The 20,926-nt window shown below is 69.9% G+C and carries 20 protein-coding genes and 2 tRNA genes; 5 read left to right on the top strand and 17 right to left on the bottom strand.

Going from position 1 to position 20,926, the window contains the following annotated elements:
* Positions 1-67 precede the first annotated feature (67 nt).
* Together ACJJV7_RS08320 and ACJJV7_RS08325 are read left to right on the top strand one after the other, a co-directional pair.
* Complete coding sequence (locus ACJJV7_RS08320) at positions 68-628, top strand: RNA polymerase sigma factor (RefSeq protein ID WP_405376201.1); 561 nt, start codon at positions 68-70, stop codon at positions 626-628.
* On the top strand, positions 625-1,677 hold the full coding sequence (locus ACJJV7_RS08325) for a DUF4349 domain-containing protein (protein ID WP_405375754.1): 1,053 nt from the start codon (positions 625-627) through the stop codon (positions 1,675-1,677). Before ACJJV7_RS08320 ends, ACJJV7_RS08325 begins: the two co-directional genes overlap by 4 nt.
* Before the next feature lie 50 nt (positions 1,678-1,727).
* Here the strand turns inward: ACJJV7_RS08325 and ACJJV7_RS08330 are convergent.
* Positions 1,728-1,803 (bottom strand) — tRNA-Glu (locus tag ACJJV7_RS08330).
* Positions 1,804-1,896: 93 nt separating this feature from the next.
* Here ACJJV7_RS08330 and ACJJV7_RS08335 point away from each other — a divergent pair.
* Complete coding sequence (locus ACJJV7_RS08335) at positions 1,897-2,535, top strand: MBL fold metallo-hydrolase (protein ID WP_405375752.1); 639 nt, start codon at positions 1,897-1,899, stop codon at positions 2,533-2,535.
* A gap of 56 nt (positions 2,536-2,591) precedes the next feature.
* Here ACJJV7_RS08335 and ACJJV7_RS08340 read toward each other — a convergent pair whose 3' ends face one another.
* From ACJJV7_RS08340 to ACJJV7_RS08360, 5 genes are all read right to left on the bottom strand, one after another.
* On the bottom strand, positions 2,592-2,861 hold the full coding sequence (locus ACJJV7_RS08340) for an HPr family phosphocarrier protein (protein ID WP_405375750.1): 270 nt from the start codon (positions 2,859-2,861) through the stop codon (positions 2,592-2,594).
* Positions 2,862-2,877: 16 nt separating this feature from the next.
* Positions 2,878-4,971, bottom strand: coding sequence for a fructose-specific PTS transporter subunit EIIC (locus ACJJV7_RS08345; protein WP_405375748.1), 2,094 nt, complete (start codon positions 4,969-4,971; stop codon positions 2,878-2,880).
* Between the two features lie 24 nt (positions 4,972-4,995).
* Complete coding sequence (locus tag ACJJV7_RS08350; RefSeq protein WP_405375746.1) at positions 4,996-5,946, bottom strand: 1-phosphofructokinase family hexose kinase; 951 nt, start codon at positions 5,944-5,946, stop codon at positions 4,996-4,998.
* On the bottom strand, positions 5,943-6,725 hold the full coding sequence (locus ACJJV7_RS08355; RefSeq protein ID WP_405375744.1) for a DeoR/GlpR family DNA-binding transcription regulator: 783 nt from the start codon (positions 6,723-6,725) through the stop codon (positions 5,943-5,945). Before ACJJV7_RS08355 ends, ACJJV7_RS08350 begins: the two co-directional genes overlap by 4 nt.
* A 129-nt stretch (positions 6,726-6,854) precedes the next feature.
* Positions 6,855-7,628, bottom strand: a complete 774-nt coding sequence (locus tag ACJJV7_RS08360) for a hypothetical protein (protein WP_405375742.1) — start codon at positions 7,626-7,628, stop codon at positions 6,855-6,857.
* Between the two features lie 121 nt (positions 7,629-7,749).
* Here ACJJV7_RS08360 and ACJJV7_RS08365 point away from each other — a divergent pair, with 121 nt between their 5' ends.
* Positions 7,750-9,762 (top strand): DUF262 domain-containing protein, encoded by a 2,013-nt coding sequence (locus ACJJV7_RS08365; RefSeq protein ID WP_405375740.1) that lies wholly within the window; start codon positions 7,750-7,752, stop codon positions 9,760-9,762.
* A gap of 3 nt (positions 9,763-9,765) precedes the next feature.
* On the opposite strand, the gene ACJJV7_RS08370 is transcribed toward ACJJV7_RS08365, so the two are convergent.
* The 8 genes from ACJJV7_RS08370 to ACJJV7_RS08405 all read right to left on the bottom strand — a co-directional run bounded on the left by ACJJV7_RS08370 (position 9,766) and on the right by ACJJV7_RS08405 (position 17,595).
* Complete coding sequence (locus tag ACJJV7_RS08370; RefSeq protein ID WP_405375738.1) at positions 9,766-10,002, bottom strand: hypothetical protein; 237 nt, start codon at positions 10,000-10,002, stop codon at positions 9,766-9,768.
* 95 nt (positions 10,003-10,097) lie between these two features.
* Positions 10,098-10,169, bottom strand: a tRNA-Gln gene (locus ACJJV7_RS08375).
* A gap of 70 nt (positions 10,170-10,239) precedes the next feature.
* On the bottom strand, positions 10,240-11,754 hold the full coding sequence (gene gltX, locus ACJJV7_RS08380) for a glutamate--tRNA ligase (protein WP_405375736.1): 1,515 nt from the start codon (positions 11,752-11,754) through the stop codon (positions 10,240-10,242).
* Positions 11,755-11,817: 63 nt separating this feature from the next.
* Complete coding sequence (locus tag ACJJV7_RS08385; protein WP_405375734.1) at positions 11,818-13,053, bottom strand: MFS transporter; 1,236 nt, start codon at positions 13,051-13,053, stop codon at positions 11,818-11,820.
* Positions 13,046-13,813 carry a fumarylacetoacetate hydrolase family protein gene (locus ACJJV7_RS08390; RefSeq protein ID WP_405375732.1) on the bottom strand — a complete coding sequence of 256 codons (768 nt, stop codon included), beginning with the start codon at positions 13,811-13,813 and terminating at the stop codon, positions 13,046-13,048. The genes ACJJV7_RS08385 and ACJJV7_RS08390 overlap by 8 nt, the downstream gene beginning before the upstream one ends.
* Positions 13,814-13,816: 3 nt before the next feature.
* The gene (locus ACJJV7_RS08395) at positions 13,817-14,911 is read right to left on the bottom strand and encodes a branched-chain amino acid aminotransferase (protein ID WP_405375730.1); all 1,095 of its coding nucleotides are present in this window, start codon (positions 14,909-14,911) and stop codon (positions 13,817-13,819) included.
* A gap of 51 nt (positions 14,912-14,962) precedes the next feature.
* A complete protein-coding gene (locus ACJJV7_RS08400) occupies positions 14,963-16,015 on the bottom strand; it encodes a 3-isopropylmalate dehydrogenase (RefSeq protein WP_405375728.1) in 1,053 nt (350 codons plus the stop codon).
* Positions 16,016-16,047: 32 nt separating this feature from the next.
* Complete coding sequence (locus ACJJV7_RS08405; protein ID WP_405376200.1) at positions 16,048-17,595, bottom strand: MFS transporter; 1,548 nt, start codon at positions 17,593-17,595, stop codon at positions 16,048-16,050.
* A gap of 65 nt (positions 17,596-17,660) precedes the next feature.
* On the opposite strand from ACJJV7_RS08405, the gene ACJJV7_RS08410 reads away from it, so the two are divergent.
* The gene (locus tag ACJJV7_RS08410) at positions 17,661-18,203 is read left to right on the top strand and encodes a TetR/AcrR family transcriptional regulator (RefSeq protein ID WP_405375726.1); all 543 of its coding nucleotides are present in this window, start codon (positions 17,661-17,663) and stop codon (positions 18,201-18,203) included.
* A gap of 7 nt (positions 18,204-18,210) precedes the next feature.
* Here the strand turns inward: ACJJV7_RS08410 and serA are convergent, their stop codons facing one another.
* The 3 genes from serA to ACJJV7_RS08425 form a co-directional block, all read right to left on the bottom strand.
* Entirely contained in the window at positions 18,211-19,815 is a 1,605-nt protein-coding gene (gene serA / locus ACJJV7_RS08415) for a phosphoglycerate dehydrogenase (RefSeq protein WP_405375724.1), read from the bottom strand.
* A gap of 115 nt (positions 19,816-19,930) precedes the next feature.
* On the bottom strand, positions 19,931-20,278 hold the full coding sequence (locus ACJJV7_RS08420) for a hypothetical protein (protein ID WP_405375722.1): 348 nt from the start codon (positions 20,276-20,278) through the stop codon (positions 19,931-19,933).
* Positions 20,278-20,829, bottom strand: coding sequence for a DNA polymerase III subunit gamma/tau (locus tag ACJJV7_RS08425; protein ID WP_405375720.1), 552 nt, complete (start codon positions 20,827-20,829; stop codon positions 20,278-20,280). Before ACJJV7_RS08425 ends, ACJJV7_RS08420 begins: the two co-directional genes overlap by 1 nt.
* Between the last annotated feature and the right edge of the window lie 97 nt (positions 20,830-20,926).

The following is a 20,926-nucleotide window of genomic DNA, read 5'->3' on the forward strand; positions in this document are numbered from 1 at the left end:
TCCGCGGACGCGTGAGACGATCGACGCGCGCGTGACACTTCCCGGAGGAGAGACGAGTGAGGGCGTGATGGGCGAACCGGTCGCGCAGACCGATGCGGAGCTGGTCGCTGCCGCCGCTGGAGGTAGCGAGACGGCCTTCCGCGCGATCTACCGCGCCTACGCGAGGCCGGTGTACTGGGTCGCGCACGGTCTGCTCGGGCACTCTTCGGATGCGGAGGACGTGATGCAGGAGACCTTCCTCGTGGCGTGGCGGAAGCTTCCGGGTCTCGTCCTCGCGAGCGATTCGCTGCTCCCCTGGCTCGTGACCATCTGCCGCTTCCAGAGCGCGAACCGGATGCGCCGGCAGCGCCGCGACCGGACCCACACCGCTGCCGCCGCCGAGGAGACCCTCGCCGACACGGTGGACGTCGAGGAGCAGGTGATCAGCAGGGCGCTCGTGGAACGCGTGCTCGTCGAGCTGACGCACCTCTCCCCCCTCGACCGCGACATCTTCCGTCTGTGCGCCGGCGAGGGGTACGCCTACAACGCCGCGGCAGAGCACCTCGGCGTCTCGCATGCGGTCGTGCGCAACCGCCTCTCCCGCATCCGCTCCCGTCTTCGGGCGATCACCGATCCGGAGGGATCATGAGCACCGAACAGATCGACCTGCCCGAGCTGACCGCCGACCGCGTCGACGCGATCGAACGCGACCTCTTCCGAGCGATCGCGGACGAGCGCGCCTCGGGGCGATCCCGACACCGACAGCGCACACGACGTGGCTGGCTGACGACCGGAGCCGCTGCGGCGGTCATCGCCGTCGCCGCCTTCGCAGGTCCGGCCTTGATGTCAGGGTCAGGGACGTCGGGCGACGCCGCCAGCACCATGGACACCGGGGCGGGCGGGGCGACGGCAGAGCAGGGGGCAGAAGACCTCGGCCAGGCGCAGTCCGTTCCCGAGCAGGAGGCGTCCGGCGCCGAATCCGCACGCGACGTCGTCGCCACGGCACGCGCGACTCTCGAGACCTCGGATGCCGCCGCGGCCGCCGCACAGATCGCCACGCGTGTGGAGGATGCGGGAGGCTACGTGGAGACCCTGACCCTGCCTGCATCGCCCAGTCAGACGGCAGACGCCGATGACGTCGGGTACGTCGGCGGAGCATGGATGACGGTGCGGGTGCCGGCATCCGATCTCCCCGCCGTGACGGCGATGCTCGATGACATCGGCGACGTGGCGTCGTCCGAGCTGCAGCGCGAAGACGTGACCTCTCAGACGGTCGACCTGCGGGCGCGGGTCGGTGCACTGGAGCGCTCCGTCGACCGCCTGGGAGCCCTCGTCGAGGAAGCCGACTCGACGGCCGACCTCCTCACGGCGGAGGGGGCGCTCGCCGAACGGCAGGCCGAACTCGACGGGCTCCGCGCGCAGTTGACGGCGCTCGACTCTCAGGTCGCGATGTCGACGCTCACGATCACCTTCACGCAGCCCGCGGCATCCGTCGCCGCCGCCGACCCCGCTGGATTCGGGGACGGCCTGTCCGCGGGCTGGAACGGTCTCGTCGCGACGCTGAACGGGATCATCGTCGGACTGGGATTCCTGCTGCCCTGGCTGGTGCTCATCGGGGTGGGGATCGCTGCGGTCCGCCTCATCGTCCGGATCCGGCACCGCCGGACGACCGGGCAAGAGCCGGATCCATCGCGCTGAGCCGGAAAACACCAAAACCCTCGACCGAATGGTCGAGGGTTTTGGTGTGTTGGTGACCCCAGCGGGATTCGAACCCGCGTTACCGCCGTGAGAGGGCAGCGTACTAGGCCGCTATACGATGGGGCCGTCAGGCAACCGTTCAAGTATGCCATGAGGAAATACGGGACGCAAAATCGGCCGCCCCTTGCCGTCTCGGACGCGGCTGACTTGACTGGTGGGATGCGCATAACGAAGCACGAGCACGCCTGCCTGCGGATCGACAGCGAAGGCAAGACCCTGCTGATCGACCCCGGTGCGTTCACCCTCCCCCTGGAGAACCTCACCGACGTCATCGCGGTCGTCCTGACCCACGAGCACCCGGATCACTGGACCCCGACGCATCTCGAGCAGATTCGCGAGATGGCTCCGGATGCGGTGATCTTCGGCCCCGAAGGAGTGGCTGCCGCCGCGTCGGACATCGACGTCACCACCGTCGCCCCCGGCGACGACGTCACCGTCGGGCCGTTCAGCCTGTCGTTCTTCGGCGGCACCCACGCGGTGATCCACGAATCCCTGCCGGCGATGGACAACGTGGGCGTACTCGTCAACGGCGAGTTCTACTACCCGGGCGACTCCTACGCCGTCCCGGCGGGCGTCGAGGTCGGCCTTCTCGCAACCCCCGTCGGAGCACCCTGGCTGAAGATCGGCGAGGCGATCGATTTCGTCCTCGCGGTCGCGCCTCGCCGCGCGTTCGGCACGCACGACATGACCCTGTCGCAGATCGGCCTCGGCATGCACCGCGACCGGCTCCGCTGGGCGACCGAGCAGGGCGGCGGCGAGTTCATCGAACTCGCCGCCGGCGAGAGCACCGACCTCTGAAGACGACGGATGCCGCGGGGCTCGAGCCCCGCGGCATCCGTTCTCGCCTGATTCGCTCAGGCCGCGTCGTGATCCGTCTCGAGGAACGCCACGAGGCTGTCGAGCGCCGCCTCGGCGCCCTCACCCTCGGCCTTGATGGTGACGACGGTGCCCTTGGTGGCGCCCAGACCCATGAGGGTGAGGATGCTGCCGGCGTTGAGGTCGGGCCCACCGTCGACGGCGATCGTCACGGGCACACCGGTCTCCTTCACCGCCTGCACGAAGAGCTTCGCGGGACGGGCGTGCAGACCTGAGCTGCTCGCGACGGTTGCGGTCCGTTCGGCCATGATGATCTCCTCCGAGTTACGCTGCGACCGCGACAGCAGGAGCTGACTCGGCCTGATCGAGCTTCTGACGCCTCGTGTACCTCTTGAGCACGACGAGGAGAAGCGCAGAAACGACGGTACCCGCCACGAGCGCGACCACGAAACCCCAGACCGGGGCGATGGCGAAGAGGACGAAGATCCCGCCGTGCGGGGCGAAGCTGGTGACGCCGAACCACATGCTGAGCGCGCCGGTCACTGCGCCACCGGCCATCGAGGCCGGGATCACTCGCAGGGGGTCTGCCGCGGCGAACGGGATGGCGCCCTCGCTGATGAAGGCCGCGCCCAGCAGCCAGGCCGCTTTGCCGTTCTCTCGCTCGACCGGGGTGAACAGCGGCCGGGCGAGCACCGTCGAGGCCAGCGCGAGAGCGAGCGGCGGGACCATGCCGGCGCACATCACGGCCGCCATGATCAGGTACGGTGCCGGGTTGTCGCTGGACGCCGCCGCGAGGCCCGTCGTGGCGAACACATAGGCGACCTTGTTGATCGGGCCCCCGAGGTCGAAGCACATCATGAGCCCCAGGAGGACGCCCACGCCGATGAGTCCCGCGCCGCTCTCGGTGAGGCCCGTGAGGCCGTCCGTGAGCATGGCCATGAGGGCGGCGATGGGTCGACCGAGGAAGAGGACCATCAGGCCCGACGCGACGATCGAGCCGACGAGCGGGATGATCACGACCGGCATCAGGCCGCGGAGCCAGCGCGGGGCGGGCAGGCGGCCCAGCCACCAGGCGATGTAGCCGGCGAGGAGTCCGCCGACGATGCCGCCGATGAAGCCGGCGTTCATGGTCACGGCGATCGCGCCGGCCACGAAGCCCGGTGCGATACCCGGTCGATCGGCGATGGCGAAGGCGATGTAGCCGGCCAGCGCAGCGACCAGGAAGCCCATCGACGTGGACCCGATCATGAACGACACCGACCCGAGATACTGGCCGAGCGGGCCGAGCGGCGACGTGATGCCCGACGTCGGAAGGTTCCACAGCGAGTTGTCGATGATCACCTCCGCCGCTCGCTCGGTGACCCGGTACCCGCCGAGGGCGAACCCGATCGCGATGAGAAGGCCACCACCCGCCACGAACGGGATCATGTAGCTCACGCCGGTGAGGAGGATGCGCTGGATGCGTGCGCCCCAGGACAGGTTGGCTGTCGCCTGTCCGGAGTCTGCATCGGATGCTGTCGCGCCGGCACCGCCGACACGCATCGCATTCGGGTTCTTCGCGGCGGCCACGGCCTCACGGATCATCTGAGCCGGCTGCTCGATTCCGCGCTTCACACCCGAGCGGACCACGGGCTTGCCGGCGAACCGCTGCTGCTCGCGCACATCGACGTCGACGGCGAAGATGACGGCGTCGGCCTCGTCGATGATCTTCTGGTCGATCGCCTTGTAGCCGCTCGACCCCTGGGGCTCGACGACGAGTTCGACGCCGTCCTTCTGTCCGGTCGCGGTGAGCGCGTCAGCGGCCATGAAGGTGTGTGCGATACCGGTCGCGCAGGCGGTGACGGCGACGATGCGAGCCGGTCGACCGTCGATCATGAGCGCCGAATCGACGTCTGACGCGGGCGCCGCGCTCGACCCGGCAGCGGCGGCTTCGCGGCGCGTGCTCGGCGCCTCTGCGGGCCGCGGCTCGTCCGAGATCGCGTCACGGACGATCGCGAGGACCTCGTCGGCCGTCGTCGCGGCGCGCAGCCCCGCGGTGAAGTCATCGCGCATGAGGCTCCGCGCGAGCTTCGAGAGCACGGCGAGGTGCTCCTCGGCGGCGGTGTCGGGTGCCGCGATGAGGAAGACGAGATCTGCGCCGCCGTCGTCCGCGCCGAAATCGATCCCCGGGCTCAGGCGCGCGAACGCGAGAGACGCCTGCGTCACCGCGGCGCTCTTCGCGTGCGGGATCGCGATGCCGCCGGGCAGGCCGGTCTCGTCTTTCTCCTCGCGCGCCCAGGCGTCGGCGGCCAGGCGGGCGCCGTCGGTGGCCCTGCCCTGGTCGGCGACACGCTGCGCGAGCGCCTCGATGACAGCGCGTTTGTCGCTGCCGAGCGGCTCGTCGATGCTGACGAGTGCCGCGGTGATGATGTCAGTCACGGTGACCTCCAGTGGTCGGGTTGTTCACTGCGGGAGAAGCCGGACGGGCACGTCGCCGCTCGGCAGATCAGAAGGAGTCGGGGGCTGCGTGCCCGGGAGCGCCGCGGCTGCGGAGCCATAGCGGATGCCGCTGCGGATCCTCTCTTCGGGGGTGGCTCCCGCGGTCGCCGCGAGCAGATAGCCGGCGAGCGAACTGTCGCCGGCGCCCACGGTGCTGCGCACGCGCGTGGGCGGCGGGGTTCCGTGCCAGGCACCCTCGCTCGTCACCAGCACGGCGCCATCGGCCCCGAGGGTGACCAGCGCGGCGCCGACGCGATCGGGCACCAGAGACCGGGCGATCGCGTGGACGGCATCCGGAAGGTCGCGGTCCGTGCCGATCGCGACCCCGGCCAGGTCGGCCAGTTCCTCGTCGTTCGGCTTGATGAGATCGGGCCGGCCCGCGGCGACGACCGCCGAGAGCGCCGGGCCCGAGGTGTCGACCGCGATCAGGGGTGCGCCGTCGGCCCATCGGCCGCGCACTGCCCTGATCACGGTGACGTAGAAGTCGTCTGCGAGGCCGGGAGCGAGCGACCCGGCGAGGACGAGCCAATCCGCGCCTTCTGCCGCCACCACGATCGCCTCGACGAGGCGCGCCGCGTCCTCGCCCGACATCGGCACGCCGGGAAGGTTGAGCTTGGTGGTGACGCCGTCGGCATCCGCGATCGTGATGTTGGCACGCGCCGGACCCGCGGCGGGCACCGAGCGCACCGGCACGGCGGCGTGACGGAGGGCGGCGGCGAACGGATCGCCGGGGAACAGTGGCACGACGGCGAGGGTGCGCTGCGACGCCGCCGAGATCACGCGGGCCACATTGATGCCCTTGCCCCCCGCGTCTTCGCGAGCGGACTCCGCCGCCTGCACTTCGCCCACCCGCAGCGCGGCGGCGAGCGATACGGTGCGGTCGAGCGAGGGGTTCGTGGTGACGGTGACGATCATGCGACCTGGACCTCCGCGTCGGCGTCTGCCAGCCCGGCAGCGAGGGCGCCCGTGGGGGCGGCATCGGTGATGAGCACGTCCACCTCGGCCAAAGGGGCGAAGGAGACGAGGAGTTCGGCATCGAACTTCTCCGCGTCCGCGACCACGACCACGCGCCGGGCCGAAGCGACGATCGCGCGCTTGACTGCCGCTTCGTCAGGATCGGGCGTACTGAGGCCGAACGCGGCGGAGATGCCGTTCGCGCCGATGAAGGCGATGTCGGGGCGCAGGCGGCCGATCGCCTCGACGGTCTGCGCCCCGACGGCGGCCGCCGTCAACCCGCGCACCCGGCCGCCGATCGCCGTGAGGCCGAGATCGGGCACTCCGGCGAGAAGCTGAGCGACCGTCATCGAGTGGGTGACGACCTCGAGCCCGACGTGCGGCCGAGCGCTGCCGGCGAGGAGTCGCGCCATCGCCGCCGTCGTCGTTCCGGCGTCGAGGTACACCGCGCCGTCGAGTTCAGCGCCGAGGAGCTCGACGGCCGCCGCGGCGATGGCCTCTTTCGAGGCGCTCCGCTGAGACGTGCGCTCCGCCAGGGACGGTTCGACGGTGCTGAGGCGGGAGCGGGTCACCGCTCCCCCATGCACGCGGCGGACGAGACCGGCGGCTTCCAGGGCGGCGAGATCCCGTCGGACGGTCTCCGTCGTCACGCCGAAACGCTCGGCGAGATCGATGACCGCGACGCGTCCATCGGTCGCCACCAGGCGCTCGATGAGTTGGTGCCGCTCCGTTGCGTACATGTGGTCCTTCCCTGAACTGCACACACAATACAACACATATCCACACAAACACAACGGAATCGGTGCGCGAAACGCGACCGCGCCCCCGGTCCGAAGACCGGGGGCGCGGCGAGCGATCGAGGCGGAGGCTCAGGCCTCGCTCATCGCGATGACTTCCTTCTGCCCGCGGGCAGCCAGGGCGGCCGCGCGCGCCGCGATGCGCCGGGCCTGCTCGGCCTGGGCCGCGTCGATGGTGTCCTGGTCGAGCGGAACGCTCTCGACCTTGTTCACGGCGTTGTACTTGGCGAGGTAGGCGTCGAGCTCGGGGCCCGACTCCCACGACGTGATCAGGCAGTAGCGGGGCTCGTCGCCGAAGTGGGCGGCGGCGTGCCAGAGGCGCTGCGTGTCGATGACCAACTGCGCACCGGCGGGGAGCGCGATGCGGGTCTCCTCGCTGGGGTCGGTGCGGTTCTCGCGCAGGACGAAGAAGCTGTCCTTGTCATCGGTGAGGTTGAAGAAGCTGCGCACGACCCAGCCGGTGCCGTCCGGGTTCAGACGGTTGTTGTCGTCCTGGTGCAGGTTGTAGAGGGCGTCCGCGTAGGTGTTCGGCTGCAGCTCGATGATGCGGCAGCGACCCACGTTGGAGCCGGGCTCCAACGCACGCTCGGTCAGAGTCGGCGCCTTCTCCGTCTGAGACGGAATCCAGACGCCGTCCTTGTCGGTGCGCGGCGGCTGGTGATTCCAGAAGCCGTTGCACTCGATCTCACCCTTCGCCGAGGCGAGCGGAGCGAATCGCGTGTCGCCGGAGGACTTCCAGTCGACGTACTCGATGTCCAGCCATTCCTTCGGATCGATTTCCTTGCCGTAGCTGTCGAGGACGACGTAGCCGGTCTCCTCGAGCGCAGCGCTCTTGATGTAGCCCATGCGGATCAACCTTTCTGTCGGGCGAGCGAAGTTTTTACAGGCCCGACTTAGGCAAGCCTACCTAGCCGATTCCGGCTCGCCAGTAGACTCGACCGGGGTTTCGAGGAGCGATTCGGAGATCATGAGCACTGCGACGAACGTCGACGCCACCGCCGTCAACACCATCGAGTGGCTGTCCGCCCGGGACACCACGATCGTCGTCCCGGTCTATCAGCGCCAGTACCGCTGGGACATCGGCGGGTGCGAGCAGCTCCTCGGCGACATCCGCGCCGTCGCGGACACGGATGCCGGGCACCGCCACTTCATCGGCTCGATCCTCTCCACCGCGAGCACGTCCCGGGACGAGGACTCCCACCTCGTCCTCATCGACGGGCAGCAGCGCATCACGACGCTCATGCTCCTGATCGCCGCGCTCCACCACACCCTTCGCTCAGACGACCCGAAGCTCGCCGCCGAGCTCGAGCGCGTGCTCGTCCGCGCAGACGCTCCGGGTCGCACGAAGCTCCGTCCCCACCGCGCGTGGGCCGACGTCTTCGAGAGCGTTGTGCTCGATCAGCGCGCGCCGCAGGATGCACAGCGCGAATCGCGGTTCGACGACAACTACGCCTTCTTCCGGAGCCAGATCCGCCCGGACGAGGCTGCCGACATCTGGCGAGGGCTGCAGAAGCTCGAGCACGTCTCCATCACCCTCGGACCCGACGCCAATGCGCAGCAGATCTTCGAGAGCCTCAACTCCACCGGCGAGCCGCTCCGCGACCACGAGCTGATCCACAATTACGTCCTCATGGGTCTGTCCCATGCGGAGCAGAGCGAGATCGAGAACGAGTACTGGCTTCCGATCGAGCAGAACACCGGCGAGCAGATCGGGGCCTTCTGGCGCCACTACCTCGTCATGCTCACGGGGCGCGAGGTGCTCGTCGAGGGCGAGCGCGGGGTGTACGACGCGTTCCGGCACGAGTTCCCCCGGCTCGACGTGGCGACCCTCCGCGCACGCGCGGGGCAGTGGCGTGAGCTGTCCGAGATCTACCGGCTCCTCCTATCGCCTGCCGACACGCCGGATGCCGCGATCGGCGAGCACTTCGCCGCGCTCAACATTCTCGGCCGCGGCATGTACCCGCTCGCGATGAGGCTCTACCGCGACCACCGCCACGGCGAGCTGTCGGCATCCGATCTCACCGCGTCACTCGAGGACGTCGCATCTCTGCTGCTCCGGCGCACCGTCGTCGGGCTGTCGAACGACCGGCTCGTCGCCCGCTTCTGCCGCGCGGCCGACAACGGCCGTGAGGCGCTCCGGCACGCGATCGCGCGCATAGCGCCCTCCGACGAGCGCACCCGTGTGGGACTCCGCTACGGCGAGCTGCCGCACGCCGCCTACGTGCTGGCGCGCCTCGCAGGCGTCTCTGTGGACGTCGACCTCGATCTGGATCACGTCCTGCCGGCCGCCCCGTCCGATGACTGGACCGGCGACGGGGTCAGGCGCTGGCGCGAGCTGACCGAGGACGAGCAGAACGCGCATCGCGCGCTGAGCCAGACACTCGGAAATCTGACGCTCCTCGAGCCCGATCTCGCCGAGCGCGTCTTCGATGCCTCCTTCCCCCTGAAGCGCGAGGCGTACGACCGCACCGACCTCGCCTTCACCCGGACGATCGCCGAGACGAGCACCTGGGGCACCGCACAGATCGCCGCGCGCACCGAGTCGCTCACGGCGCAGTTCATGCAGACGTGGCGGCGGCCGGCGGTGGTCGGCATCGACGACGACAACCTGACTCCCGTCCTCGACGCCAAGAAGCGACGCGGGTGGCCGAGGGGCTGGCAGCGGGAGTTCGACTACGTCGAGTTCCGCGGCGAGCACTGGGAGGTCAAAGACGTCCGCTACCTCTTCAACCGGGTGTTCACGCGGCTGTGGGCGGATTCCCGCGAGAGCGTGGTGCGCTTCAGCGCCGAGCGCGGCGGCCCGATCTACCCCGCGATGGCGTGGAACGGCCAGTGGGACGAGCTCGGCGAAGGCCAGTACCTCTACATGGGCTGGGATTCGAAGTACATGCTGAGCGCGGTGCAGGGAGTGCTCGACGAGGCCGGCTGGGCCTCGGAGGTGTTCGTCAAGTACTCCTACATCGGCGACGCGATGCGCTGACGGTCAGTCGCCGTCCCCGTCCACCGCGTCCGCTCCCCCGGCAGCGCCCTCGGGCGCGGGCGCCGGCACGGAAATCTCGATCGAGGTCAGCAGGCCCGGCTCGGCGCTGACGAGGTCGGGCTTCCACTCGCCGAGGTCGGCGCCGGCCAGCAGCTCCGCCTCCGTGCGCGGCGGGAGCGGCTCAGAAGGCAGGCCCGCCCAGTCGGTCGGATCTTCGGGCAGTTCGGAGAAGAGTCCCATTCCCCCATCATCGCGCCTCCCCCCTCTGCGCGGAACGCCAGCGACAGGTTCTGGGGAAAAGCAAAACCCCCGCCGGAGCGGGGGTTTTCTTCTTGCTGGGGTACCTGGACTCGAACCAAGAACAACGGAACCAGAAACCGCCGTGTTGCCAATTACACCATACCCCAATGGATCCGGCCGAAACCGTTCCGAGGGTCAAGCTTAGCCCACGGCGCGGTCGCGGCCAAACCGGGGCGATCAGCCGCGTGTCGCCCGCAGCCGCTCGAGTCGCGCGAGCGTCACGTCTTTGCCCAGCAGCTCCATCGACTCGAACAAGGGCGGCGAGATGCGACGTCCGCTGAGGGCCACACGAGCCGGCCCGTAGGCGACGCGGGGCTTCAGCCCGAGACCGTCGATCAGCGCGGCCGCGAGGGCCGCCTGAATCGGGTCGGCGCGGAACTCGTCCGCAGGAACGTCCTCGAGCGCAGCGATCGACGCGGCGAGGACGTCGCCGGCCGTGGCGGGCAGACCCTTCAGAGCGTCTTCGTCGTAACCGTCGACGTCGCGGAACAAGAAGCCGAGGAGGCCAGGAGCCTCGCCGAGCATCTGCATCCGCTCCTGGACGAGAGGCGCTGCCTTCTGCAGCATCTCGCGCTGAGCGTCGGTCGGCGGCGTGCTGATGACGCCCGCGCCGACGAGATACGGGACCAGCCGCGAGGCGAAGTCGGCGGGCTCCAGCATCCGGATGTGGTCGCCGTTGATCGATTCGGCCTTCTTCTGGTCGAACCGAGCCGGGTTCGGGTTCACGTCGACGATGTCGAACGCCTCGATGAGCTCCTGCCGGGTGAAGACGTCGCGGTCCGCCGCGATCGACCAGCCGAGCAGCGAGAGGTAGTTCAGCAGACCCTCGTGGATGAACCCCTTCTCACGCTGGAGGAAGAGGTCGGCCTTCGGATCGCGCTTCGAGAGCTTCTTGGTGCCCTCCTCGCCGAGGACGAGGGGCATGTGCGCGAACCGCGGCACGAAGTCGGTCACACCGGCGTCGATGAGGGCGGCGTAGAGAGCCAGCTGACGGGCCGTCGACGGCATGAGGTCCTCACCGCGGAGGACGTGCGTGATCCCCATGAGGGCGTCGTCGACCGGGTTGGTGAAGGTGTACAGCGGCACTCCCCCGGCGCGGACGACCACGAAGTCCGGGAAGGAGCCGGCGGGAAAGGTCACCTCGCCGCGGACGAGGTCCACGTAGGTCAGGTCCTCGGCCGGCACACGCAGGCGCCACGCGGGCTCCCGGCCCTCGGCGCGGAAGGCCTCCTTCTGCTCGTCGGTGAGCGTCCGGTCGTAGTTGTCGTAACCGAGCTGCTTCGCCCTGCCGGCTGCGGCGTTGCGCGCGTCGATCTCTTCGGCGGTCGAGTACGACTCGTACACGGCGCCGGAGGCGATGAGGGTGCCCAGCACACCGCGGTAGAGATCGTGCCGCTGCGACTGCCGGTAGGGCTCGTGCGGCCCGCCCTTCTCCACGCCCTCGTCCCAGTCGATCTCGAGCCAGGTGAGCGCGTCGACGAGCTGGCGGTAGCTCTCCTCGCTGTCGCGTGCGGCGTCGGTGTCCTCGACGCGGAAGATCAGCTTTCCGCCCGTGTGGCGCGCGTAGGCCCAGTTGAACAGGGCCGTCCGCACCATGCCGACGTGCGGCAGGCCCGTCGGCGAGGGGCAGAACCGGACGCGAACGTCGGTTCCGGAGGCGGTCGTGGTGCGGGGGTGCGGTGCGGCAGACATCGACCCCAGTCTAGTTCGGCGCGGGTCGGGCCACGGATGCCGCAGCTGCCGCGCCTGGCGCGCTCAGCGCCGCGCCGTCACCGAGAGGGCGCCGATGGCGATCACGATCACGAGGGCCACCAGGGCCAGACCGCCGTAGCCGATGAGGGCGAGGATGCCGCCGGCGGCGACGGAGCCGACGGCCGCCGACAGAGTCATCACCGTATCGCTCCGGCCCTGCCGCTTGGGGCGGATCGCGGTGGGCGACACTTCGGTCAGCAGAGCGGCGCCGCCGACCGTCGCTGCGCTCCAGCCGAGGCCGAGCAGGAGCAGCGCGACGAGCACGGCGCCGGGAGAGTCGGGGGCGACAGCGGCGGTGACCAGCGATGCCACGAGGATCGCCTGCCCCAGGAGGATCGTCGCCACGCGCCCCCAGCGGTCGGCGAGGATGCCGAAGACCGGTGACAGGCCGTACATGCCGAACACGTGCACGGCGATCGTCACCCCCACGATCGTGGTGACGTTCGCGGGATCGAGATGCGACAGGTGAACGGGGGTCATCGCCATGACCGATGCCATGACGACGTGCGATCCGGCCACGGCGAACACCGCGTACCGCGCGATCTCGGGCCGGTCGGTCTCGACGACGGGCGTCGCATGTGCGGATGCCGATCGGGCGAGCCGCTGCGCGATGACGAGCGGATCGGGTCGCAGCGCCACGAGGTAGAGGATGAGCGCGAGGATCTGCGCGACGACCGAGAACGCATAGGCACCGGTCAGCGGCGGCATCCCGAGCCAGGCGCCGACGGCTTCGCCGGGGGTGAGCATGAGCGGACCGACCACGCCGCCGACCGTCGTCGCCCAGACCACGGTGCCGAGATCGCGGCCTCGGCGCGTCGACGTGGCGAGGTCGGTCGCCGCGAACCTCGACTGCAGATTGCCGGCGTTGCCGGCGCCGATGAGGATGACGCCCAGGAGCAGAAGGGGAAACGAGCGCACCGACGCCGCCGCGATCACGACCGCGATGCCCACGAGCGCGAGCGCGTTGCCCGTGGTGAGCGCGCGTCTGCGCCCGCGGGCCGCGGCGAGCCGCGCGAGTGGGATCGCACAGAGGGCGGCGCCGAGCGTCACCGACGCCGTCGCGAAGCCCGAGAGCGATTCGGAGCCGGAGATGTCGGCGGCCAGGAGGGCGCCGAGCGACACGGTCGCTCCGAAGGCGACGCCGCCGAGCACCTGGCCGGCCGCGAGGACGCCGACCGTGCGGCGCTGCAGCCGCCCGATATCGGACGGAAGGAGGGTGGGATCTTCGCCGTCAGGCATTCCGGGCCGTGTTGCGGAGGATCCCCAACCCGGAGATCTCGACCTCGATGACATCGCCCTCCGTGAAGGAGCCGATCCCCCCCGGGGTGCCGGTGAGGATCACGTCGCCGGGCAGCAGGGTGAACGCGGCGGAGGCGTAGGCGATGATGTCGGGGACGGAGTGGACCATGTCCGAGATCGGACCGTCTTGCTTGACCTCGCCGTTGACCCGCGTGACGACGCGGGCGCCGCCGTCGAGGTCGAACTCGGTCTCGATCGCGGGGCCGAGAGGGCAGAACGTGTCGAAGCCCTTGGCCCGCGCCCACTGGCCGTCGGAGGCCTGCAGATCGCGCGCCGTGACGTCGTTGGCGATCGTGTAGCCGAAGACGTAGTCGAGCGCGCGCTCTGCGGGCACGTTCTTGGCGATGCGACCGATCACGACCGCCAGCTCACCCTCGTAGTCGGTGCGTGTGGACTGGGTCGGCCGGACGATCGCATCGTTGGGGCCGATCACCGATGTGTTGGGCTTGAAGAACAGCATCGGCTCGGAGGGAGCCTCTCCGCCCATCTCGGCGGCGTGGTCGCGGTAGTTCTTGCCGACGCAGACGATCTTCGATCGCGGGATCGACGGCGCGAGGAGGGTGATCTCACCGACGGGGATGCGCTCCCCCGTGGTCTCGAACCCCGCGAAGATCGGATCGCCGGCGAGCTCGACGATCTCCTTCTCGTCGATGATGCCGTAGCGGATGACGTCGTTGCGGCTGTAGCGGACGATGCGCACGGCTCAGCCGTCCAGTCGCGTCAGCCAGCCGTGCACGTCTTCGGCGCGGCCGTACTGGATGTCGGTGAGGTGCTGGCGGAGTTCGAGGGCGAGCGTCCCCGTCGGCTGCACGTCTTCGAACCCGTCGGCCTTCAGAACGCCGATGGGTGTGACCACGGCGGCGGTGCCGCACGCGAACACCTCGACGATGTCGCCCGACGCGACCCCGTCGCGCCACTCCTGGAGGGGGACCGCGCGTCGTTCGACCCGGTGCCCGCGGTCCTCGGCGAGCTGCAGGATCGAGTCGCGCGTGATGCCTGCGAGGATCGACTCCGACGCGGGCGAGACGATGGTGCCGTCCTTGCGCACGAACACGACGTTCATGCCGCCGAGCTCTTCGACGTTGCCGTCCTGGTCGAGGAAGACGACCTGGTCGCAGCCCTTCTGATACGCCTCGGCCTGGGGAAGGAGGGATGCCGCGTAGTTGCCGCCCGTCTTCGCAGCGCCGGTGCCGCCCCTGCCCGCACGGGCGTAGTCCTCGCTGAGCCAGATCTTCACGGGCGTGACGCCGCCGGTGAAGTAGGCGCCGGCGGGGCTGGCGATCACGTAGTAGGCGACCTTCTGCGCCGGGCGCACTCCGAGGAACGCCTCCTTCGCGAACATGAAGGGGCGGAGGTACAGGCTCTGGTCGTCGCCCGACGGCACCCAGGCGCCGTCGACGGCGATGAGCTCGCGGAGCGACTGAAGGAAGTACTCGGTCGGCAGCTCGGGCAGCGCCATCCGCCGAGCGGAGCGCTGAAGACGGCGCGCGTTCTCTTCCGGGCGGAACGTGTGGATCGAGCCGTCCGCGTGGCGGTAGGCCTTGATCCCCTCGAAGATCTCCTGGCCGTAGTGGAGCACCGCGGCCGCCGGAGACAGTGAGATGGGACCGTGGGGCTGAACCCGCGGGCGGTGCCACCCGCCCTTGGCCGACCAGCAGATGTCGACCATGTGGTCGGTGAAGTGCACGCCGAAGCCCGGGCTCGCGAGGATCTCGTCGCGAGCCGCAGGCGTGGCGGCCGCCAGGTTCTTCGTGACGGTGAACGCGAGGGGTTCGGTGGTGGTGGGGGAAGTCGTCATGTCGTGTCCTTGTTTCGTGCGGGGTGTCGACGCGCCGCGGATCGGTCCAGGCTACGCCTGGAGACGAGCGGTGATGGCGTCGCCCACCGCGGCGGTCGAACGTGCGGAGCCGTCTCGCGCGGCGATGTCTTCTCGGGCGGCGCGGGTCACGCGCGCGGCTTCGTCGTCCATCCCGAGGTGCTCGAGCAGCAGGGCGACGGAGAGGATGGCCGCCGTCGGGTCGGCGATCTGCGCGCCCGCGATGTCGGGGGCCGACCCGTGGACCGGCTCGAACATCGACGGGAAGGCGCCGTCGGGGTTGATGTTCGCCGAGGCGGCGAGCCCGATGCCGCCGGTGACGGCACCGGCCAGGTCGGTCAGGATGTCGCCGAAGAGGTTGTCGGTGACGATGACGTCGAAGCGGCTCGGGTTCGTGACCAGGAAGATGGTCGCCGCATCGACGTGCAGGTAGTCGACGGTGACGTCGGGGAACTCGCCGGCGACCTCGTCGACGATGCGCTTCCATATCCCGCCGGCGTGGACGAGGACGTTCGTCTTGTGGACGAGGGTCAGGATGCCGCGTCGCTTCTGCGCCGCGGCGAAGGCGAACCGCACGACGCGCTCGACGCCGAAGGCGGTGTTGACCGAGGTCTCGTTCGCGATCTCGTGGGGTGTTCCAGTGCGGATCGAGCCGCCGTTGCCGACGTAGGGGCCCTCCGTGCCCTCTCGGACGACGACGAAGTCGATCTCGCCCGGATCGGCGAGCGGGCCGGGCGCGCCGGGGTACAGCACCGACGGCCGGAGGTTCACGTAGTGGTCGAGAGCGAACCGCAGCTTCAGCAGCAGGCCGCGCTCGATGTTCGCGTTCGCCAGCCGGGGATCGCCGGGCACTCCCCCGACAGCGCCCAGCAGGATCGCGTCGTGCGCGGCGATCGCAGCGAGGTCGTCATCGGTGAGGGTGTCGCCGGTCTCGAGGTACCGGGCCGCACCCAGCGAGAATCGGGTCGTGTCGAAGGTGACGTCCGCTGTCTTCGTGACGGCGGCCAGCACCTTCTCGGCCTCGGCCACGACCTCCGGTCCGATCCCGTCTCCGGGAATGACGGCCAGCTTCACGACACGCGACATCGCTCTCCTCGTGCTCGGGGGGCGCAGCGACGTCAGTGCTCGACCTGCTGCGCGCGGGATCCCTTCAGCGTAGTGGCCGCAACGATGCCGGCGCAGATCACGAGCGCGGCGCCGATGAGCGACGTGACCCCCACGCCCGCATCGAATGCGCGCGCGGCTGCCTGCAGGAGGTCGTCGCCCACGCCCGCCGGAAGCGTCTCCGCCACGTTGACCGCGCCGGCGAGCGTCTCCCTCGCGGCGTCCGCTGCCGGAGCCGGAACGCCGTCCGGCACGATGAACCCCGATCGGTACAGCGCGGTGAGGATGCCGCCGAGCACCGCCGTGCCGAGGACGGCGCCGAGCTCGTACGCCGTCTCGGAGACCGCACTCGCTGCGCCGGCCTTTGCCGGGGGCGCGCTGGCGAGGATCAACTCGTTCGACACGGTCTCGGCCGCCCCGATTCCCATGCCCAGGAGCCCGAACGCCGCGATGAGGGTGCCGACCGCCGCGGCATCCGTCGAAAGCGAGATCATGAGGTAGCCGGCCGCCGAGAGGGTCAGCGCCGCCGGAATGACGATCCGAGGCGACACCCTCCGGGAGATCGGCACCACGCCGAGGCCCGCGATGATCATCAGGACGAGTCCCGGCACGAGCGCGAGGCCGGCCTGCAGCGGCGACATGCCGATGATGAGCTGAAGGTGCTGGGTCACGAAGTAGAGGAATCCGACGAGGGCGACGACGCTGAAGAGGTTCACCAGCAGCGCGCCGGTGAAGGTACCGCGGGCGAACAGACGCATGTCGAGCATGGGCGATTCCGAGCGCAGCTGGCGTCGTGCGAACAGCCAACCGAAGCCGACGCCGGCGACCACCAGGACGACCGGCAGCACTCCGACGCCGTGGACGGCGAGCTCCTTGATCGCGTAGACGATCGGCACGAGCGTCGCCATCGACAGGGCGATGCTCACCGGATCGATGCGGCCGGGCTTCGGATCGCGGCTTTCGGGGACGAGGATCGGCGCGAGCACCAGCAGCGGGACGAGCACGGGGACCGCCATCAGGAAGACGGAACCCCACGAGAAATGCTCGAGGAGGATGCCGCCGACGATCGGGCCGAGCGCGGAGCCCGCCGAGAACATCGAGGCCCAGACCGCGATCGCGAGGCGGCGCTGATCGCGATCGGTGAAGATGCTCCGCAGCAGCGACAGCGTCGAGGGCATGAGCATTGCACCGAACACGCCCATCGCCGCCCGGGCCACGATCAGGAGCGCGGCGCTCGGCGCGAACGCCGCGAGCGCCGACACGGCGGCGAAGCCGGTCGCGCCGATGAGGAGCAGACGCCGACGACCGAAGCGGTCGCCGAGCGAGCCCATCGTCACGAGCAGCCCCGCGAGCACCAGGGGGTACGCGTCGATGATCCACAGCTGCTGCGCACTGGTGGGCGCGAGATCGCGCGCGATCTCCGGCAGCGCGAAGCTCAGCACCGTGTTGTCCACGGACACCAGGAGCACCGGCAGCATCAGCACCGTGAGCGCGGCCCAGCCGCGCCATCCCTGGCGCGTGCCCGACGCGTCGGCCAGGCGGATCTCTTCTGTCAAAGTCATCATTTATACACCGTCCAGCCGGTATAGTATCAGGTGTCGACCGGAGATCGCGAGAGGATCGAGACATGAGCCGACCGCCACGCGCCAAAGAAAGCGTCCTCGACGCTTACGAGTCGTTGCTCGTCGCCGAAGGTGGACGCGGCGCGACGATGGAGGCCGTCGCCGCCGAAGCCGGGGTCTCCAAGGGCGGGCTGCTCTACCACTACGCGTCGAAGGATGCGCTCGAGGGTGCGCTGCTCGACCGCCTGCATCACCTCGTGGAGCTCGACATCGAAGAGATGCTCGCCGACCCCGACGGGATCATCGCCGCCTTCGTGCGCTCGTCGCAGATGACGGACACCCCGCTCGACCGGGCGATCGTGGCGACCTCGCGCCTCGCACAGGGCGGTCACACGTCCGCGTCGGCGGCCCTCCGCCTCGTCCGCGAGCGGTGGGAAGACGTGCTCCGCCCGCACACGCGCGACGAGACGGCGCTTCAGCTCGTTCTGCTGGTCAGCGACGGCCTCTACTTCAACAACGCTCTCGCGACGGGCGCTGTGCCGGGTCCGCTCCCCCAGGGCGACGAGCTCGATGCCCTGGTCGCCCTGGTGGAGCGCTCCGTGCGCTGAGGCCGGTTCAGGCCTCGGTCAGTTCGATCTGCCGGAACAGATCGGCTGCCACGGCCTCGCGGAGCTCGTCGAGCATCGCGTCGGGAATCGGCGAGTCGACCGTCAGGACCGACAGCGCGCGACCGCTCGCGTCGGGACGGGCGACCTGGAGCCCGGCGATGTTGATGCCGGCCGCGCCGAGCTTCTGGCCGTAGATCGCAACGATGCCCGGACGATCGGCGTAGCGCATGACGACGTGGTAGCGCTCGATCGGCACCTCGACCTCGTAGCCGTTGATCCCGACGACCTTGGGCACCATGCGGGTACCGGCGAGGGTGCCCTCGACCGTGAGCACCGAGCCGTCCGCGAGAGTGCCGCGGAGGACCGTGATGTTGCGGTACAGGGGGCTCTCGGACTCGACGATCAGGCGAGCCTCGATGCCGCGCTGCTCCGCGAACAGGGGCGCGTTCACGTAGGAGACGTTCTCGCTGACGATGTTCGTGAAGATGCCCTTGAGCGCGGCGAGGCGATAGACGCTCACGTCGTAGTCGGCCAGCTCACCGCGCACCTCGATGTCGAGGCTCGTGAGCGCGCTCGGCGCGAGTCCGGTGAAGATCTGCCCGAGCTGCTCGACGAGGGCGATACCGGGGCGGACGAACGGGTCGATCACGCCACCTGCCACGTTGACGGCATCGGGCACGAGGTCTCCCTCAAGGGCGAGCTTGACCGACTTCGCGACCGAGACGCCGGCCTTCTCCTGAGCCTCGTCGGTCGAGGCTCCCAAGTGCGGCGTCACGACGACGTTCGGCAGCGACAGCAGCGGGAACGCGGTGCCGTCGGCCTTGGGCGGCTCGCTCGTGAACACGTCGAGGCCGGCGCCGGCGATCTCGCCGGTGGTGAGCGCCGTGTAGAGCGCCTCCTCGTCGATGAGCCCGCCGCGCGCCACGTTGATGACGAAGGCCGTCGGCTTCATGAGCGCGAACTGCGCCGTGCCGATCATCCCCGTCGTCTCGGGCGTCTTCGGCATGTGGATCGTGACGAAGTCGCTCTGCGCGAGCAGGTCGTCCAGGGCGAGCAGCTGCACACCGAGCTGCTGGGCGCGGGTGGGCGTGACGTAGGGGTCGTGCGCGACGACGGAGACGCCGAACGCCTGCAGGCGCGCGGCGATGAGCGCACCGATACGGCCGAGGCCGATGATGCCCACCGTCTTCTCGAACAGCTCGGTGCCGGTGAAGGAGGAACGCTTCCAGGCACCCTCGGAGAGGGAGGCATGGGCGGCCGGGATGTGGCGCGCGAGGCTGAGGATGTGGCCGACCGTGAGCTCGGCTGCCGAGATGATGTTCGACGTCGGTGCGTTGACGACCATGACACCCGCGGCTGTCGCCGCCTTGATGTCGACGTTGTCGAGTCCGACGCCCGCGCGCGCGATGACCTTCAGCGACGGAGCAGCGGCGATCGCCTCGGCATCCATCTTGGTCGCCGAACGGATGAGCACGGCGTGCGCATCCGCGAGAGCAGGAAGCAGAGCGGCGCGGTCTGCGCCGTCGACGGTGCGAACCTCGACGTCAGGACCGAGCGCGTCGATCGTGGCGGGAGAGAGTTCTTCGGCGATGAGGACGACAGGCTGAGACACGGCTGACCTTCGGGTGCGCGGAGAGGGGCATGCCGCAGAGACGGGCCCATCGGGCCGGGGCTCGCGACCCGCCCAGCCTACCGGGAGGCATGCGGCGTCGACGACCGTGTGACGCTCAGCTGCCGAGCAGCGTGTCGCCGTTCGAGAACGCGTAGGCGAGGACGTTCAACCAGAACACCGCCACCAGCCCGAGCCCGGTCAGGAGGACCAGAGCCAGCTTCCACACCGGACGTCGGCGCGCCGCCACGACGCCCGCGACGAACACGACGATCGGGAAGACGACGGCGAACAGCAGCAGTGCCCAGCCCGCGCCATTGAGCCCCGCGGTGCCCGATGCCTGGGAGATCAGGAACCCGATCGCGTTCCACGCCGCGTACGCGTAGAAGAAGCCGAACACCCCGGCAACGGCGGGTATGACCCACGACGGCGAGCGTCGCGGAGAAGGCATCGTTTCAGCGGTCATCAGCTCACGGCTCCGATCATGATGAACGGCCACGGGACCAGCAGAAGCGCCCCGGCGACCAGCGCCACGAGCCGCTTCCACGGCGCGCTGTGCCGGGTGAGGAGGAGGGTGGATCCGAACCAGAGACCGGGTGCGAGGACTCCGAGCCACACCGCGGGCACGACGGCGGGAGCGGCGACGAGGAAGGCCGCCGCGTCGAGAAGTCGGAGACCCCCGATGACCCAGCCGACGGTGTACAGCAGATAGATGCCGCCGAGAAGTCCCAGCGTGACGAGCGCGGCGTTGCCCATCGTCGGAGCCTCGGCGGCCGTGCCCGCGTCGGTCACGGACTCCCTGCGATCAGCAGAGACCCCGGATGCCGCGGGTGCAGCGGCCTCAGGACGCCGCGTCGGGGGCGCATCCGCCTCGTCGACGCGGTCGCTCCCCCGCCCCACCGCGTGCCATCCCGAGGGAAGAGGCTCGCCGGCACGGGCGCCGGGGGCGGCCGGAGTCGACGCATCATCGCCCTCCCAGCGGAGGGCGTCGTCGTCATCGTCTGCGCGGGAGGCCATTGTCCGAGTCTAGCGACGGCGAAGGCCCGACCCCGGTGGGGATCGGGCCTCCACGGCTCGAAGAGCCGGACTCGGCCGGTGAGCCGAGAGCCTGGCG

This window comes from Microbacterium sp. Ld4 (genome assembly GCF_045066555.1).
GTDB lineage: Bacteria > Actinomycetota > Actinomycetes > Actinomycetales > Microbacteriaceae > Microbacterium.